The organism is Sphingomonas sp. S1-29 (assembly GCF_026167545.1).
Taxonomy (GTDB): Bacteria; Pseudomonadota; Alphaproteobacteria; order Sphingomonadales; family Sphingomonadaceae; genus Sphingomonas.
The window spans coordinates 2,624,980-2,640,114 of the sequence record NZ_CP110678.1; the positions used below are offsets into that span (position 1 = coordinate 2,624,980).

Consider the following 15,135-nt stretch of genomic DNA (forward strand, 5'->3'; position numbering starts at 1 on the left):
TCTTTGACTACCGGTGACCTGGGCGAGTCCACAGAATGGCTGGCAGCCAGCACTCCTCGCATGCCTTCTGCGCTAATTGCCTATCTTAATTTGCGGACCACTGATGGGCCTTTCGCCGTGAGATCGCTGTCAGCACCGCGGCCATCGTTTGGTATGTGGTTCCCGGTCGTTGGCCAGGTTGCTAAGCAGGCTGGCCTATCACCGTGCAGTTTGAATGCTGTGCTTTTGCTACGAACGCGAAAGCATGAGGGCATTTCCGCTGTTGTTGCCGCAACAGCATGGAGCGTTACCTTGAATGGTAATAACGCTGCTGTCGACGTCGAATGGCCCACCGAGACTTTAGCGACCGCGCTACATCACAAGCCAATTCGATGTCAGATCGACATCCCATTCTTGCCTAAAACCATGACTGTTCGCGATCACGAGTGGTTTGGCTCCTTCGCCAGGTTCCACTGTCATGACTATGCGAATGAAGGCTTACCGCTGTGCTAACAGCGCCATTGTGCGGGTGCCGGTCGTTGGAGGTTCTAAAGTTTTCTGATCGATGTGTTGTCTATTAGCTAGGTGCGCGAACAGCGCGGCGCCCCCGTTCGACCGCATCGGCTAAGAAACCGCTGAGTTCTTCGACCGGACGGGTTTCCGCCTTGTATATGACGGTCCGGCCAACTTTTTGCGAAGTTACCAAACCTGCTGCCGAGAGGATCGTGAAATGGGCTGTCATTCCATTTGGCGACATATCGACCTCCCTCGCGATTTCTCCGGCAGTCATGCCTGCGGGTAGCTGTTCGATCAGCCGCTGATAGACGCGCAAACGTGTCGCCTGCGCCAGGGCGCTCATTACCTGCATGGCTTCCAACTTTTCCACTCCTACGCAACTATGCGAAGCCGAACAGGGCTTCAATACGACAATGTCTTTCGCCGCAGTTCACAAGCTTATCATTACGATCTGCTAACCATACAACGTTTCCGGAACCATTGAAACGTATTTCTCGCGCCCCATATTCGTTGGAGCCGAGGAAGTTCGCCAGTCCTTGGCTATCGCTTTTTTGGCGACGATGGAGTGAACCATGATCGCAATCGGGGCCAGAAGGCCGGAAACCAATGCAACGAAAAAGTCTGCTCGAGCTGCGCCAGTCGCCGCTGTCTTTCCTGATCCGTTGGGCGCCGATGGCGATGATGATGAGGTCGTCATCACCACGCGGCGAGCGATTGGTCGAGTAGCACTCGTCGCAACAGAAACCGCTGGTCGTTTTCAGCGGGAGGCTGTGCATTACGACCCGATGGCATGGATGCTGGCACCTCGCCGCGTGTTCGACGGCGCCGCTGCGGTCGACGCCTGCCTCGACCGTGACGCGTGTACGCGAGGCATTCTCGTCCACGGGCTAGGTTTGGGATTGGACGTTGATCGCTCGACCGTTGATGCGCTTATCGCCGAGGACGATGACGAGCGATTTGAAGAGCACGTGTCGGAGTATCTGTATGGCAACGACGTCGGAGGTTCGAGCCGAACCAATTACGAGCGCACAGCTCGCGGGAACCGGCGGCTGCGCCTTTACACTGCTACGCTAGCGGAAACGCGAGACAAGCGAATGGTGCAAGCCTTCCATGCTTCGGTCGCCCGGAGCGCGGATGAAGTGCGGGCTCGGCTCGTCGGGCGCTTCGGGCCCGAGCTTGCGCGCGCAGCCGAAATTCGACCGGGCATTCACCCGTCTTCGCCCCTGGTGATCGCGCTTGTTCCGGCGCCGATCGCGGCCATGATCAAGCAGCTTGGCCGCGACTGCTCGTCGTCGGCGGCAAGAACTTTTGCTGTCGACATTCAGCAGGTCATTCAGGCTTGATCGGCAGGCGGTGATTGTGCGGTCGCTTCTGCGATGCGCGTTCCATTCTGAACGCCGCGTTCCTCGACTGCGCTATCACCGCCGGCCGGCCTGACAGGCTCTCAGGAGGCATCAATGAGAATACGAACCCAGGGCGGCCTCGCTGATGCGGCCGCCAAGGAGGACGTGCGCGTCCTTCGCCCGCTTCGCCTTAGCACAGGCGCCACTGGCGATGGCATAGCTCGGGGCAGCCATGTCGGCGTTGCCATCGATGTCGAAACGACAAGCCTCCTCGTGGAAACGGGCAAGGTCATCGAGCTCGCAATTCGCCGATTCAGGTACGACCAAGACGGTATAATCACCGACATCGATGAGGCGTATGAATGGCGGGAGGACCCGGGCGAGCCGCTGACCGACGAGATCAAAGCGCTGACTCGACTTACCGACGCGGACTTGGCGGGCCAAGAGATTGACGAAGATGACGCAACCCGCTTGCTTCAATCAGCCTCGTTCGTGGTCGCACATAACGCTTCGTTCGATCGGGCATGGGTAGAACGGCGGCTTCCCCGCGCCGCCGGTCTGCCGTGGTGCTGTTCGATGCGTCAAATTGATTGGCGTTCTCGCGGCTTCGATGGCCGCGTGCTGGGATTTCTGCTGGTGCAGAATGGCTTTTACCATTGCGGGCATCGGGCAAGTAGCGATGTCGATGCTTTGATCCAATTGCTTCGCCATCGGGACAGCGATGGCAGAACCGGCCTGTCCGAAATGATCGCAACCGGATCGAAGCCTTCGTGGATAGTTCGCGCCCGCGGTGCTCATTTCGACCGGAAGGATGAGCTTCGCGCGCGCGGTTATCGGTGGGATGCCACTGTGGATCGAAAGGTCTGGTGGCGCGAGGTTCCCGATGAAGACCTGGTGCCTGAGCAGTTCTGGCTCGCCGCCAACGTCTACGCGGCAGAAGCGCGCCCTCACAAGATATCGCCTGAAATAGTTCGCGTCACCCCGCGAACCCGGTTTCTCTGACCGGGCGGGATGCGCGGCAGCAAACAAACAAGGACTTGAATATGACTAAGAAGAAAACAGTAGCAAGCAGGTCGACCGCGCTAGTGCCGATAACCGGGACTGCGCTTGCGCCGATTCTAGATTCCAATGACGCGGTGGAGCGACTGCCTGGTGTTGGTGGTTCTTTCGCCCGGGACCGCGGTGTGACGCTCGTCACAGATCGGCCATATGCGACCCGCGACCGGGTGGTCCCAGCGTCCGAAATCTACTTCGTTGATGAGGCCAAGCCTAGCGCGGATGGACCGTGGCTTGGTGAAGCCGACAAGGTCGCGTGGCGGGATGAGGCGTCAGGGTATGAGTGCATCATGCTTCGTGACCGCCATGAATCGTTCCTTAGCGGTTACGTCGGTGTGCCTCGCGAACACCCCCTCTGGGGGTGGGATCACGAAGCTGTGTCGCCAGCCCTTGGGATCGCAGTCCATGGTGGCCTTACCTACTCAGAGATTTGCCAAGATGGTCCTAGCCCGACCCGCGATATTCTCGTGGAGTCGCGGCGGATATGTCACGTGCCGGCGACCCCGCCCAAATATGGGCCGATCGACCATGCAAGCGATTATCGCGTGGATGACCCGCACGCCTTTTGGTTCGGATTTGACTGCAATCATATTTACGACATCGTGCCCAACGCGCGCAGCCATCGGCGGCAATTTCTCTCGGCGGAGACAGCCGCCGAATATCGCGACGATACGTATGTCGTGCGCGAAATCGTCAACCTTGCTGCCCAACTGAAAGCGATCGCGGACGGTACGCTTGCGCCGGGGCGCGAAGGTCCGCCGTTACCGCCCATCGGGCTCGACCCCCAGAGGGGAGGTTGATCATGGATCGCAGCAGAGATGGCGGCGGAAACCTTCCCTGGGGATGGTGGCTTCGTGCGTCTGGCAGCGTGCTGGAGGACGACGACGGTCGCACTTGGCGGTCTGTGCGAGATGCGTTTTGGCAGGGACACCTAAGCTTCCCTGATGCGCATTTCGCGGCCGAGCAGCACGAGCTGCTCCTGCGTGTACTAACCGCCATTGAGGGACGCTGGGGGAGCGTCGCTGAGCAGCAGCACGATTTGTTCGGCGGCGACATGATGTCGTCGCGTTTCTATCGATGCTGGTTGATCTCAATTGGCTTGCTCGACGCGGGAGTCTCGTTCGGTAATATTCCCAATCCGCTGCAGGGGGGGCTCACCGACCTCGGGCGCTCAGTTATGCTGATGCTGCAGGCTACTCGCGAGCCCGCCTGGCAAGATTTGCCTATGGTAGACGTCATCGATGCCGTCGCAGAGAAAGAGCTTGGGCAAGCGGGAGAGGCTCGCGAGAAGGAGTTGAACGCCTTTGAGCGCGAGGTCGGCCATAGGCGCTATGTCTTCGCCCGCGAACGTGTCGGTCGGTCGCACTTGATCACGTTGACCGGCATTAGTACCGGCATTGGTGCGCGTATGCCGGTCAGGCGGGTGATGTGGTCGCAGTCTTTCACTGACACTGGCGCCAGGGATGATCTGTTCGCTTGGCTGGCGATGCGCGTCGGTCGTTGGGACGATTGGGGGGCGTTGGCATACGAAAATGGCGCAGAGGCTCTTACCGGGCACCTGTTCACGTTGTTTATCGTGGGGATGGGAAAGCCGGCTTGATAAGTGCCTGCGAGATTTTCCAAGGGCGGTTTGTATTGGGGGGTGCCGGGGAAACCGAGCGGGGGCTGCTCTCGTCGCGACGACCTGTCCGCGCCGGGCTGATGAGTTCGCCGCCCAATTTTAGCGCCCTGTTACCCGTTTTGGTCCCAACAACCTGCCCGTCGGGTCACTGATCGCCGAAGTTTGCCCACCGGGCATCGCTAGGTCGTAAGGGCGGATGACTTACCAAACATTTCCAATTCGCCCCTTCAGAATTCGCATTGCTGAAAGCGGCGCGGTTTGAAATGGCGGGCTCGTCCATGTCATCATCGTGACCATCTCGCGTTTCGAATTGACGACGTGGCGATCCAGCGAGGTTTTGCGCATGACGCGCCGCATGGGCAGCAGCAGCGATGACGCGTGCGTTGAGCCGATCGCCTCAGCTATCAATGGCCTTGCAACCATAGGCCGGAAGACCGTCAAGCGCACGTTCGCTCTGATTCGCACCGATCGATCGGCCAAACACGATTCGCGCGTCTGATTAATTGATGTCGCGCTGCTTCCTGCTCGAGGTGGTAACCGACGCCTCACAGCTTCGCAGTTTCGAACCACGCACGAAGTTTCTTGGTCCGGATCGCTCAGATCCTCTTGGATGAAGACCCCCCATTTCATTGACTTGGAGCGCTACGCACTCGCCGCCTTATGGGGACCTAGGTCTACCCCTTAAGGGGCACGACATTTCATCAGAGCGCTTAAGTGAAAAATTGAGCGGTAGATGATGAATTATGACAAAAGTTGGATGCCCCGCGAGGATTCGAACCTCGATTAACGGAGTCAGAGTCCGTTGTCTTACCATTAGACGACAGGGCAATCGAGCGCGGCAACTACCCAGCCGGTTCGCGGGGGTCAAGGGGGGAATGCGCCGCTTTTGGTGCGCGCCTTGCTCGACCGGCGCACATACGATAGCTTCGCCCCCAAGCACCGGCGGCTATTTGCCGTGACGGATCAGAACATAAGTGAGTGACGGCATGGGGGAAGATTTCGCCCGACTGCCGCAGCGGCGCGGCCAGGGCGCCGAGTTGCCGGCCAATACCACCCGCGCCAGCCGCCCGCGCTGGCCCGATGCGCGCCATTATGCCGCGCTCGATCTCGGCACCAACAATTGCCGGCTGCTCATCGCCCGCCCGCAAGGGCCGGGTTTTGCCGTGGTCGATGCCTTTTCGCGAATCGTCCGGCTGGGTGAGGGGTTGGCCACCAGCGGCCGGCTCAGCGACGCCGCGATCGATCGGACGCTGGCGGCGCTGCGCGTCTGTGCCGATAAACTGCGCAAGCGCAACGTGTCGCTCGCGCGCTCGGTCGCGACCGAGGCGTGCCGCCGCGCGAGCAACGGCGCCGAGTTCATCGCCCGCGTCCGCGACGAGACCGGGATCATGCTCGACGTCATCACCGCCGAGGAGGAAGCGCGGCTCGCGGTGCTCGGCTGCCACGCATTGCTCGAGCCCGGCGATGGCCCGGCGTTGGTGTTCGACATCGGCGGCGGATCGACCGAATTGGTGCTGGTCGATACCCGTACCACCGTGCCGACGGTGATCGACTGGCACAGCGCGCCCTGGGGCGTCGTCTCGCTCACCGAAGCCTCGGCGGCGGGCGCGGCGAGCGGCGAGGGGCTGGCGATCCTCTACGCCCGGATGCGCGACCTGGTGACCGCAAGCTTCGCGCCCTTTGCCGATCGGGTAGGGATGCCGGTGGGAACGCCGCGATTGCTCGGCACCAGCGGCACCGTCACCACGCTCGCCAGCGTCCATCTGGGGCTCAGCTCCTATGATCGCTCGGTGATCGACGGGCTGATCGTGCCGACCGGGGCGATGCGCGCGGTCAGCGCGCGGCTCGCGGGGCTCGACCTCAACGAGCGCGCACAGGTGCCGTGCATCGGCCATGAGCGCGCCGATCTGGTGGTGGCGGGCTGCGCGATCCTCGAATCGATCCTCGACATCTGGCCCGCCGAGCGGCTCGGCATCGCCGATCGCGGTATTCGCGAGGGCATTTTGCGCCGGCTGATGCAGGGCGGCGCATGACCTACTCATCTATTGGAATTGTTCGATGACCCGCACCTTGGGCAGTCCCGGCCGCGTCCGGGTCAAGACGTCGAAGAAGCGCACCCCGCAATCGACGCGCTGGCTCGAGCGCCAGCTCAACGACCCCTATGTGAAGAAGGCCAAGGCCGAGGGCTATCGCAGCCGCGCCGCGTACAAGCTGATCGAGCTCGACGAGAAGTTCGGCTTTTTGAAGGGCACGCGCCGCGTCGTCGATCTGGGGCTCGCGCCGGGCGGTTGGGCCCAAGTGGTGCGCCGCACCGTGCCGCAGGCGGCGGTGGTCGGCATCGATCTGCTACCGGTCGATCCGATCGACGGGGTGACGATCCTCCAGATGGACTTCCTCGACGACGCCGCGCCGCAGCGGCTGGTCGAGGCGCTGGGCGGCGAGGCAGATCTGGTGCTGTCGGACATGGCGGCGAACACCGTCGGCCATCCACAGACCGACGCGCTGCGCACCTCGGCGCTGGTCGAGGCCGCGCTCGCCTTCGCGATCGAGGTGCTGCGGCCCGGCGGCACCTTCGTGTCGAAGGTGTTCGCGGGCGGCGGCGATTCGGCGATGGTGGTCGAAATGAAGCGCAACTTCACCAGCGTGAAGCACGCCAAGCCCCCCGCCAGCCGCAAGGGATCGGTCGAATGGTTCGTCGTGGCCAGCGGGTTCAAGGGGCGGCGAGCCGATTAGCCGCGCTAATCGGCGTCGCGGACCGCCCCCGGCCGGCGGGCCGCAGGACCCGACCGACGGCGCGGCTTTGCCGCGACGGGCTCCCGGCAGCACCCCGTTCCCGCCGAAGTTCCGCAACAAAACGCGCCTTCGCCCGTTGTAATATTATTGCCCTTGCGTCAGCGGGGGAGCCTCACCGGTCGATACGAACCGGGAAAACCGCCAGGAGCAACGCATGACCAATCTACTCGCAGCCGGACTGATGTTTGGCATGACGGTGGCCGTCTCGAGCGCGACCGTCGCCCATGAAACCCGGATCGACCATGCCAGCGGCCCGGTCGACGTGCGCTACAACGGCGCGGTGACGATCAACCACCAGCAGATCGGCAGCGTCGCCCCCGGCGGACGTCCTTCAACGCTGCGCTGCGCGTGGCGGGCCGATATGGCAGTGACTCGGCAAGCCAAGGCGACGCCGGGCACGCTGATGACCCGCCAGTTCGTCCGCGAAGGCATCGCCTCGGGCAGCCGCGCTGGCTGGTGCACCACCAACAAGGCCGCGATCGCCAAGGAAGTCGCGGCGCGGACCCGCGACCTCAACCAGCACATCGTCGAGGTCGCGCAGGAGGACCATGACGTCCTGCGCGGCGAGCTCGACCGGCTGCACGGCGCGGTGCGCGAAGGATGAAGCGCGCTGGCTTGATCATCGCCGCCGCCTTGCCGGCGGCAATCGCGCCCGCGGCGGCGCAGGACCGCCCCACGATCGGGTTCGAGGCAGCAACCGATGAAGTCCGTCGCGGCCTGAGCTGGAGCGAGGGACGCGCCGCGCTGTCGGCCGATGTCTCGGGTGCGCTCGGGCCAATCGAAGCCTCGGCACGCGTCGTCACGACGCGCGATTCGATCCGCCACGACGGCGCCTGGTCGGTCGCCGACCTGCGGCTGACGACCGCGACTGACGTAGGGCCGATCCAGCTGCGCGGCGGCGCCACCGCGCATCTGTTCGCGGGCGCCCGATCGAAGATGGACTATGTCGAACTCGGCGGATCGGCGAGCTACACCTACGGCCCCGCGCAGCTGACCGGCGGGGTCGAATTCGCGCCGTCGCAGGACGCGATCGGCGGCAGCAACGTCTATCTCTACGCCAACGCCGATGCCGGCATTCCCGGCACGCCGTTCACGCTGATCGCCGGGGTCGGCCATTCATCGGGAAGCGCGGACGATCCGATCCGCGCGCAGCGGCTGCGTCCGGGCGGCAGCTATGCCGATTGGCGGCTGGGGGTCGAGCACCGCCAGGGGCCGCTGACGCTCGGGGTCGATTATCTCGGCACCGACATCGATCGTGCCGAAGCGTTCGGCCCATTCGCCGACGCGCGCCATTCGGGCGATCGCCTGCTCGGCCGGGTGCGCTTCGCGCTGTAGCGCCGTCGATCGCCCAACAAAAAAGCCGCGGCAACAACGCCGCGGCTCTTTTGGTTCGCTTGGAGGAAGCCGGAGCTTCAGCCCTCGTAGTCGCCGCCGACATTCTGGTTGCGCGGCGGGGCAGCGGCGGTGAGGCGAAGCGCTTCGGCCGATGCCGAGAGCGAGCCGACCTCGTCGGGCGCCTCGTCATCGTCGATGATCACCCGCTGCAGGCTCGACACCACCGATTCCTGCAGGTGATCGGGACGCACCGTCTCCTCGGCAATCTCGCGCAGCGCGACGACCGGGTTCTTGTCGCGGTCGCGCTCGAGCGTCAGTTCGGCGCCGCCCGAAATCTGGCGCGCACGCTGGGCAGCCAGCAGGACCAGATCGAACCGGTTGGGGATCTTGTCGACGCAATCCTCGACAGTGACGCGCGCCATGAACGCTTCCTTCGCAAGACGATGGTGTAGGGGATAAGCCTTCCGCCTAGGCGGGGGCGGCGCGCAAGTCAAGATTTTCCGCCGGTTGCGCCCGCGCCTGCCACGCCGCATGAGGGCGCGATGGACGAGCCGCCCCCGCAACCGACCTTCACCGTCGACGGCAACCGCCTGACGATGCTCGACACCGGGCCGCGCCGCTATCGCGCGCTGCTCGACCTGATCGAAGGCGCGCAGCACAGCCTGCGCGTGCTCTATTACATCTACGAAGACGACGCCGCCGGGCTCGCGGTGGGCGAGGCGCTGGCGGCGGCGGCGGCGCGCGGGGTGAAGGTCTCGCTGCTGGTCGACGGGCTCGGCAGCGAGGCCGCGGCGGGGCGCGACTTCTTCGAGGGGCTGACGGCGGGCGGGGTCGATGTCTGCCGTTTCATCCCGCGCTTCGGCCGGCGCTATCTGCTGCGCAACCACCAGAAGCTCGCGCTCGCCGACGAAGCGCGCGTCATCATCGGCGGGTTCAACATCAAGAGCGACTATTTCGGCGCGCCGGGCGACGACCACGAGGCGTGGCGCGACCTCGGCCTGCTGGTCGCGGGGCCCGCCGCGGCGCGGCTGGCGGGCTATTTCGACGCGCTGCTGCGCTGGGCGCAGCGCCCCAAGGCGCCGATCCGCGCACTCAACCGGCTGCTGCGCGTGTGGAGCGAGGACGAGGGGCCGGTGCGCTGGCTGCTCGGTGGGCCTACGCGGCGGCTGTCGCCCTGGGCGCGGGTGATCCAGCGCGAGCTCAAGCGCGGGCGCCAGATCGACTTGATCGCCGCCTATTTCGCCCCCGGCCCGCTCTTGCTCCGCCGGCTGGGACGGGCGGCGCGGGGTGGTACGGTGCGGATCGTGCTGCCCGCGCGCACCGACAATTACATGGCGATCTGGGCCTCGCGCTTCACCTATGCCGGGCTGCTCCGCCGCGGCGTCGCGATCCACGAATATCAGGCGACCAAGCTCCACACCAAGCTGATCGCGATCGACGATGCGGTGCATATCGGCTCGGCCAATTTCGACATTCGCAGCCTGTTCGTGAACATGGAGCTGATGCTGCGGATCGACGATCCCGTGTTCGCGCGCCACGTCCACGCCTATGTCGATGGCGAGGTTGCGCAGTCCGATCTGATCACCCCCGCGCTCCACCGCGAACGCATGTCGATCCCGCGCCGTATCAGCCAGGCGGCGGCGTATTTCCTGATGGCGGTGGTCGACCCGTCGCTAAGCCGAACGCTGCCCTTCTGGGGCGAGAAGGAATGACTAAAGCCCTCTCCCGCCTGCGGGAGAGGGTCGGGTGAGGGCCTTCTGCTTCTTCTTCCCTCCCAGGAAGGGAGGTCCCCCCCCTCACCGTTCCCCGCGCAGCACCTCGCTGCCGCGCGGCGTCTCGGGTGGCGCGATCGATGCCTCGGGCACCAGGTCGGCGCCGCCCAGCGTGCGGTACAATGTCACCAGATTGTCGGCCCGCACCAGCCGCGTCAGCGCCAGCGAGCGCCGCGCGCCGTACAGCGTCCGCTGTGCATCGAGCGTCGTCAGGAACCCGTCGATCCCCTCGCGATAGCGCGCGTCGGACAGGCGGAAGGTATCGGCCGCCGCCTCCTGCAGCGCGAGCTGCGCGGCATATTGCTCGGCGATCACCCCGCGCCGCGCCAGCGCGTCGGAGACTTCGCGGAACGCGGTCTGGATCGCCAGCCGATATTGCGCCACCGCGATGTCGCGCTGCGCCTGCGTCGTTTCGAGATTGCCGCGGTTGAAGCCGCCGTCGAACAGCGGCACCCCGGCATCGGCACCGCCATTATAGGTGAAGCCGCTATTGGTGAACAACGACCCCAGCGCGTTGCTCGCAAACCCCACCAGCCCGGTCAGGCTGATCGACGGGAAGAATTGCGCGCGCGCCGCGCCGATGCGCGCGTTGGCGGCGCGCAGCGTATATTCGGCCTGCACCACGTCGGGCCGCGCCAGCAGGATCCGCGAATCGAGCCCGGCGGGCAGTTCGGCGAGCAGCGGATCGGCGGTCTCGATCGATTGCGGCAGCTCGGCATCGGTCACCGGCGCACCGACCAACAGCTCGAGCGCGTTGCGATCCTGCGCGACCACCGCGGTCAGATCGGCGCGATCGGCGCGCGCCTGTTGCAGGATCGTCTCGGCCTGGCGCAGATCGGTGCGACCGATGATTCCGCCTTCCAGCCGCGCGCGCGTGAGCTCGACCGAGCGCTGCGCGCTGGTAAGCGTGTCCTCGGCGATCGCCAGCAGGCTGCGATCGGTCGCGAGCGTGTAATAGGCGCTGGCGGTTTCGCCGACCAAGGTCAGCCGCGCCGCGCGCATCCCCGCCTCGGTCGCGAGATATTCGTTGAGCGCCGCATTGGCGGTCGATCGCACCCGTCCGAACAGGTCGATCTCGAACGCGGTCAGCCCCGCCGATGCGTTGTAAATCTGCGTCACGCTGCCGCCGCCGCCAAAGCCCTGCGCCGCCCCGCGATTGCGCGCGATCGACGCGCCCGCCGAGCCGGTGAACGACGGCAGCAGGTCGGCGCGCGCGCTGCGCAACTGACCGCGCGCCGAGCGGACATTGCCCAGCGCCACCTGCAGATTCTGGTTGTTCGCCAGCGCGCGCCCGATGATCGTCTGCAACCGCGGGTCGCGGAAGATGTCGGTGTAGCGCACCGGTTGCGCACCGCTCACCGGCAAGGCGGAGTAGGCGCCGCCCACCGGGAATTGCCCCGGCACCGCAGGGCTCGGCCGCTCGTAGCTGGGCTCCAGGCTGCAGCCGGCGATCGGCAGCGCCATCGCGGCCAGGATCGCCCACCGGTTCTTCAAGGTTGTCATGCGGTCACCGGTCCCCGGCCGTCGTCGTCGCCGCGCGGTCGCGGCGCTTCCTGCGCCTTGTGCTTTTCGCTGACGCTCTCGGGATGGCCGTGCACCTCGCCGCCGAACAATTTGCGCACCATCACGTAGAACAACGGCACGAAGAAGATCGCCAGCACCGTCGCGGCGATCATCCCGCCGATCACCGCGGTACCGATCGCGACGCGGCTGGCGGCGCCCGCGCCGGTCGAGATCGCCAACGGCACGACGCCGAAGATGAAGGCGAAGCTGGTCATCAGGATCGGCCGGAGCCGCAGCTTGGCCGCCTGCAGCGATGCCTCGACCGGCGAGGCGCCCTCGCGCTCGGCCTGTTCGGCGAATTCGACGATCAGGATCGCATTCTTCGCCGACAGTCCCATCGTCGTCAGCAGCCCGACCTGGAAATACACGTCGTTCTCCAGGCCACGAAGCCACACCGCGAGCGCCGCACCGAGCAGCCCCAGCGGAATGACCAGCATCACTGAAAACGGCACCGACCAGCTTTCGTACAGCGCGGCAAGGCACAGGAACACCACCAGCAGCGACAGCCCGTACAGCAACGGCGCCTGCCCCCCCGATACGCGCTCCTGATATGACAGCCCCGACCATTCGACCGAAACGCCGGGCAATTCGGCGGCAAGCTCCATCATCCGCTCCATCGCCGCGCCCGAACTCTCGCCCTCGGCGGGCTCGCCCTGGATCTGGTAGCTCGGCTGCCCCTGGAACCGGCCGAGCGTGGTCGGCGCGGTGCCCCAGCGGGTTTCGGCGAACGAGGAAAAGGGAGCCATCTGGCCGTTGCCGCCGCGCACGAACCAGTTGGTCAGATCCTCGGGGCTGGCGCGATAGGGAGCGTCGCCTTGGACATAGACCCGCTTCACACGCCCACGATCGACGAAGTCGTTGACGTAAACCCCGCCCCACGCCGCCGACAGCGTCGAATCGACCTGATTGGGGTTGAGCCCCAGCGCCCCTGCGCGCGCCTGGTCGATCACCACTTCGAGCGTCGGCACGTCGGGCAATTCATTCTGCCGCACCGCATCGAGCAATGGATCGGCACGCGCGGCCTCGAGCAACGAATCGCGTCGCTGCTGGAAGGTCGCGCGGTCGAGGCCGCCGGTGTTGAGCAGCTGCATCGTGAAGCCCCCCGACTGGCCCAGGCCGCGCACCGGCGGCGGGTTCAGCGCGAAGAACTCGACGTCGCGCAGGCTCGCCAGGTCCTGCGTCGCGCGCCGGGTGATCGCCAGCGAGCTGTTCTCGGCGCCGGGCCTTTCGTCCCACGGCGCCAGGCTGACGAAACCGCGCCCGGCATTCTGGCCCGATCCGCCCTGGCCCGACCCAACGATCGTGTAGACGGTGTCGACATTTTCGTCGGCCTGTCCGAGGAAATAGCGCTCGACCGCCTTGGCCGCCTCGAGCGTCCGCTCGCTGGTGGCGCCCGACGGCAGCGTAAACTGAATCTGCGCGCGGCCCTGATCCTCGTTGGGCAGGAAGCTGGTCGGCAGGCCGACGAACACCAGCACCAGGGCGGCGCACAGCCCGGCATAAACCAGCAGCGCCAGGATGCGGCGGCCGAACACCCATTTCACGCCGTTGCGATAGCGCGTCGAGGTGCGGTCGAAAAAGGTGTTGAACTTGTCACCCATCCGCTTGCCGAACCGGCCGACCTTGGTCCGCGGCTCCTTGCGATCGGCAGGGTTCTTGAGCAGCGTCGAGGTCAGCGCCGGGGTCAGCACCAGCGCGACGACCACCGACAGCAGCATCGACGAGATGACGGTGATCGAGAACTGGCGATAGATCTCGCCCACCGACCCGCCGAAGAACGCCATCGGCGCGAACACCGCCGACAGCACCAGCCCGATCGCGATCAGCGCGGTTTGGATCTCGCTCATCGAGATGATCGTCGCCTCGCGCGGCGTCATACCCGGATTTTCCTCCATCACCCGCTCGACATTCTCGACGACGACGATCGCGTCGTCGACCAGCAGGCCGATCGAGAGCACCAGGCCGAACAGCGTGAGCGTGTTGATCGAAAAGCCGAAGATCGCGAGCACGCCGAAGGTGCCGAGCAGCACCACCGGCACCGCGATCGCGGGGATCAGCGTGGCGCGCCAGCTCTGCAGGAAAACGAACATCACGATCACGACCAAAATGATCGCCTCGATCAGCGTCTTGACCACTTCTTCGACCGACAATTTGATGAAGGTCGTCGAATCGCTCGGGTAGGCGTATTTATAGCCTTGCGGGAAGCTGCCTGCCTGCCGCTCGATCTCGGCCTTCACCAGCTCGGCGGTCTCGAGCGCGTCGGCACCGGGCGCCAGCTGCACCGCGATACCCGCGGCGGGGTGGCCGTTTAATCGGCTGATGTTGTTGTAGTTTTCCGACCCCAGCTCGACCCGCGCGACGTCCTTCAGCAGCACCTTCGAGCCGTCGGTCTGCGTCTTGACGATGATCTGCTGGAATTGCTCGGGCGTCGTGAGCCGCGACTTGGCGGTCACCGTCGCGTTGAGCATCTGCCCCGCGGGGGCCGGCAGCGCGCCGATCTGGCCGGCGGCGACCTGGGTATTCTGCGCCTCGATCGCGGCGACGACGTCCGACGGCATCAGATCGAACCCAGACAGCGCGAACGGATTCAGCCAGATCCGCATCGCATATTGGCTGCCGAAGACGTTGACGTCGCCGACACCCTGGATCCGCCCGATCGGGTCCTGCAGGTTCGACACCAGAAAGTCCGACACGTCGATATTGGTACTGCGATCGGTCTCGTCATAGACCGACACCACCAGCAGGAAGTCCGAGCTCGACTTGGAGACGCGCAGGCCCTGCTGCTGCACCTGCTGGGGCAGCCGCGGGATCGCCTGCTGCACCTGGTTCTGGACCTGTACCTGCGCAATGTCGGGATCGACGCCCTTTTCGAAGGTGACGGTGACCGTCACCTGCCCCGACGAGCTCGAGGTCGATGAAAAATAGATGAGGCCGTCGATGCCGGTCAGCTGTTGCTCAATCACCTGGGTGACCGAGGATTCGAGGATTTCGGCCGACGCGCCGGGATAGGTCGCGCGGATGTTCACCTCGGGGGGGGCGATGTCGGGATATTGCGCGATTGGCAGCGTTAGAATGCCGCCGAGGCCGGCGAGCATGATGACGATCGAGATCACCCAGGCAAAGATCGGCCGATCGATGAAGATACGCGAAATCATGG

14 protein-coding genes and 1 tRNA gene are annotated in these 15,135 nt (G+C 65.0%); 10 read left to right on the top strand and 5 right to left on the bottom strand.

The features are described 5' to 3' along the window. Positions 1 to 556 precede the first annotated feature (556 nt). The gene (locus OKW76_RS12515; protein ID WP_265552962.1) at positions 557 to 847 is read right to left on the bottom strand and encodes an ArsR/SmtB family transcription factor; all 291 of its coding nucleotides are present in this window, start codon (positions 845 to 847) and stop codon (positions 557 to 559) included. A gap of 220 nt (positions 848 to 1,067) precedes the next feature. Here OKW76_RS12515 and OKW76_RS12520 point away from each other — a divergent pair, with 220 nt between their 5' ends. From OKW76_RS12520 to OKW76_RS12540, 5 genes are all read left to right on the top strand, one after another. Continuing rightward, positions 1,068 to 1,838 carry a hypothetical protein gene (locus OKW76_RS12520; protein ID WP_265549208.1) on the top strand — a complete coding sequence of 257 codons (771 nt, stop codon included), beginning with the start codon at positions 1,068 to 1,070 and terminating at the stop codon, positions 1,836 to 1,838. 114 nt (positions 1,839 to 1,952) lie between these two features. After that, positions 1,953 to 2,840 carry a 3'-5' exonuclease gene (locus OKW76_RS12525; RefSeq protein ID WP_265549209.1) on the top strand — a complete coding sequence of 296 codons (888 nt, stop codon included), beginning with the start codon at positions 1,953 to 1,955 and terminating at the stop codon, positions 2,838 to 2,840. 41 nt (positions 2,841 to 2,881) lie between these two features. Further along, on the top strand, positions 2,882 to 3,694 hold the full coding sequence (locus OKW76_RS12530; RefSeq protein ID WP_265549210.1) for a hypothetical protein: 813 nt from the start codon (positions 2,882 to 2,884) through the stop codon (positions 3,692 to 3,694). Between the two features lie 2 nt (positions 3,695 to 3,696). Beyond that, entirely contained in the window at positions 3,697 to 4,494 is a 798-nt protein-coding gene (locus OKW76_RS12535) for a hypothetical protein (protein WP_265549211.1), read from the top strand. A gap of 310 nt (positions 4,495 to 4,804) precedes the next feature. Further along, positions 4,805 to 5,014, top strand: a complete 210-nt coding sequence (locus OKW76_RS12540) for a hypothetical protein (protein WP_265549212.1) — start codon at positions 4,805 to 4,807, stop codon at positions 5,012 to 5,014. Between the two features lie 255 nt (positions 5,015 to 5,269). Here OKW76_RS12540 and OKW76_RS12545 read toward each other — a convergent pair. Beyond that, positions 5,270 to 5,343: transfer RNA gene (locus tag OKW76_RS12545), tRNA-Gln, on the bottom strand. A 158-nt stretch (positions 5,344 to 5,501) separates the two neighbouring features. On the opposite strand from OKW76_RS12545, the gene OKW76_RS12550 reads away from it, so the two are divergent. The 4 genes from OKW76_RS12550 (at position 5,502) to OKW76_RS12565 (ending at position 8,643) form a co-directional block, all read left to right on the top strand. Then, positions 5,502 to 6,548 (top strand): Ppx/GppA phosphatase family protein, encoded by a 1,047-nt coding sequence (locus OKW76_RS12550; RefSeq protein WP_265549213.1) that lies wholly within the window; start codon positions 5,502 to 5,504, stop codon positions 6,546 to 6,548. Between the two features lie 25 nt (positions 6,549 to 6,573). Then, positions 6,574 to 7,248 (top strand): RlmE family RNA methyltransferase, encoded by a 675-nt coding sequence (locus OKW76_RS12555; protein WP_256506032.1) that lies wholly within the window; start codon positions 6,574 to 6,576, stop codon positions 7,246 to 7,248. A 214-nt stretch (positions 7,249 to 7,462) separates the two neighbouring features. Then, positions 7,463 to 7,912: a hypothetical protein gene (locus tag OKW76_RS12560; RefSeq protein ID WP_265549214.1), complete on the top strand. Its 450-nt coding sequence runs from the start codon at positions 7,463 to 7,465 to the stop codon at positions 7,910 to 7,912. After that, complete coding sequence (locus tag OKW76_RS12565; protein WP_265549215.1) at positions 7,909 to 8,643, top strand: TorF family putative porin; 735 nt, start codon at positions 7,909 to 7,911, stop codon at positions 8,641 to 8,643. Before OKW76_RS12560 ends, OKW76_RS12565 begins: the two co-directional genes overlap by 4 nt. A 77-nt stretch (positions 8,644 to 8,720) precedes the next feature. Here OKW76_RS12565 and rpoZ read toward each other — a convergent pair whose 3' ends face one another. Beyond that, on the bottom strand, positions 8,721 to 9,065 hold the full coding sequence (gene rpoZ, locus OKW76_RS12570) for a DNA-directed RNA polymerase subunit omega (RefSeq protein WP_256506037.1): 345 nt from the start codon (positions 9,063 to 9,065) through the stop codon (positions 8,721 to 8,723). Positions 9,066 to 9,185: 120 nt separating this feature from the next. Here rpoZ and OKW76_RS12575 point away from each other — a divergent pair, with 120 nt between their 5' ends. Further along, on the top strand, positions 9,186 to 10,355 hold the full coding sequence (locus OKW76_RS12575; protein ID WP_265549216.1) for a phospholipase D-like domain-containing protein: 1,170 nt from the start codon (positions 9,186 to 9,188) through the stop codon (positions 10,353 to 10,355). 84 nt (positions 10,356 to 10,439) lie between these two features. On the opposite strand, the gene OKW76_RS12580 is transcribed toward OKW76_RS12575, so the two are convergent. Continuing rightward, the gene (locus tag OKW76_RS12580) at positions 10,440 to 11,918 is read right to left on the bottom strand and encodes an efflux transporter outer membrane subunit (RefSeq protein WP_265549217.1); all 1,479 of its coding nucleotides are present in this window, start codon (positions 11,916 to 11,918) and stop codon (positions 10,440 to 10,442) included. Then, on the bottom strand, positions 11,915 to 15,133 hold the full coding sequence (locus tag OKW76_RS12585; protein ID WP_322740090.1) for an efflux RND transporter permease subunit: 3,219 nt from the start codon (positions 15,131 to 15,133) through the stop codon (positions 11,915 to 11,917). Before OKW76_RS12585 ends, OKW76_RS12580 begins: the two co-directional genes overlap by 4 nt. Positions 15,134 to 15,135 lie beyond the last annotated feature (2 nt).

Coding starts and splice junctions, on each gene's coding strand:
- OKW76_RS12515 (WP_265552962.1), bottom strand. CDS start 847: ATGCAGGTAATGAGCGCCCTGGCGCAGGCGACACGTTTGCGCGTCTAT.
- OKW76_RS12520 (WP_265549208.1), top strand. CDS start 1,068: ATGATCGCAATCGGGGCCAGAAGGCCGGAAACCAATGCAACGAAAAAG.
- OKW76_RS12525 (WP_265549209.1), top strand. CDS start 1,953: ATGAGAATACGAACCCAGGGCGGCCTCGCTGATGCGGCCGCCAAGGAG.
- OKW76_RS12530 (WP_265549210.1), top strand. CDS start 2,882: ATGACTAAGAAGAAAACAGTAGCAAGCAGGTCGACCGCGCTAGTGCCG.
- OKW76_RS12535 (WP_265549211.1), top strand. CDS start 3,697: ATGGATCGCAGCAGAGATGGCGGCGGAAACCTTCCCTGGGGATGGTGG.
- OKW76_RS12550 (WP_265549213.1), top strand. CDS start 5,502: ATGGGGGAAGATTTCGCCCGACTGCCGCAGCGGCGCGGCCAGGGCGCC.
- OKW76_RS12555 (WP_256506032.1), top strand. CDS start 6,574: ATGACCCGCACCTTGGGCAGTCCCGGCCGCGTCCGGGTCAAGACGTCG.
- OKW76_RS12560 (WP_265549214.1), top strand. CDS start 7,463: ATGACCAATCTACTCGCAGCCGGACTGATGTTTGGCATGACGGTGGCC.
- OKW76_RS12565 (WP_265549215.1), top strand. CDS start 7,909: ATGAAGCGCGCTGGCTTGATCATCGCCGCCGCCTTGCCGGCGGCAATC.
- rpoZ (WP_256506037.1), bottom strand. CDS start 9,065: ATGGCGCGCGTCACTGTCGAGGATTGCGTCGACAAGATCCCCAACCGG.
- OKW76_RS12575 (WP_265549216.1), top strand. CDS start 9,186: ATGGACGAGCCGCCCCCGCAACCGACCTTCACCGTCGACGGCAACCGC.
- OKW76_RS12580 (WP_265549217.1), bottom strand. CDS start 11,918: ATGACAACCTTGAAGAACCGGTGGGCGATCCTGGCCGCGATGGCGCTG.
- OKW76_RS12585 (WP_322740090.1), bottom strand. CDS start 15,133: ATGATTTCGCGTATCTTCATCGATCGGCCGATCTTTGCCTGGGTGATC.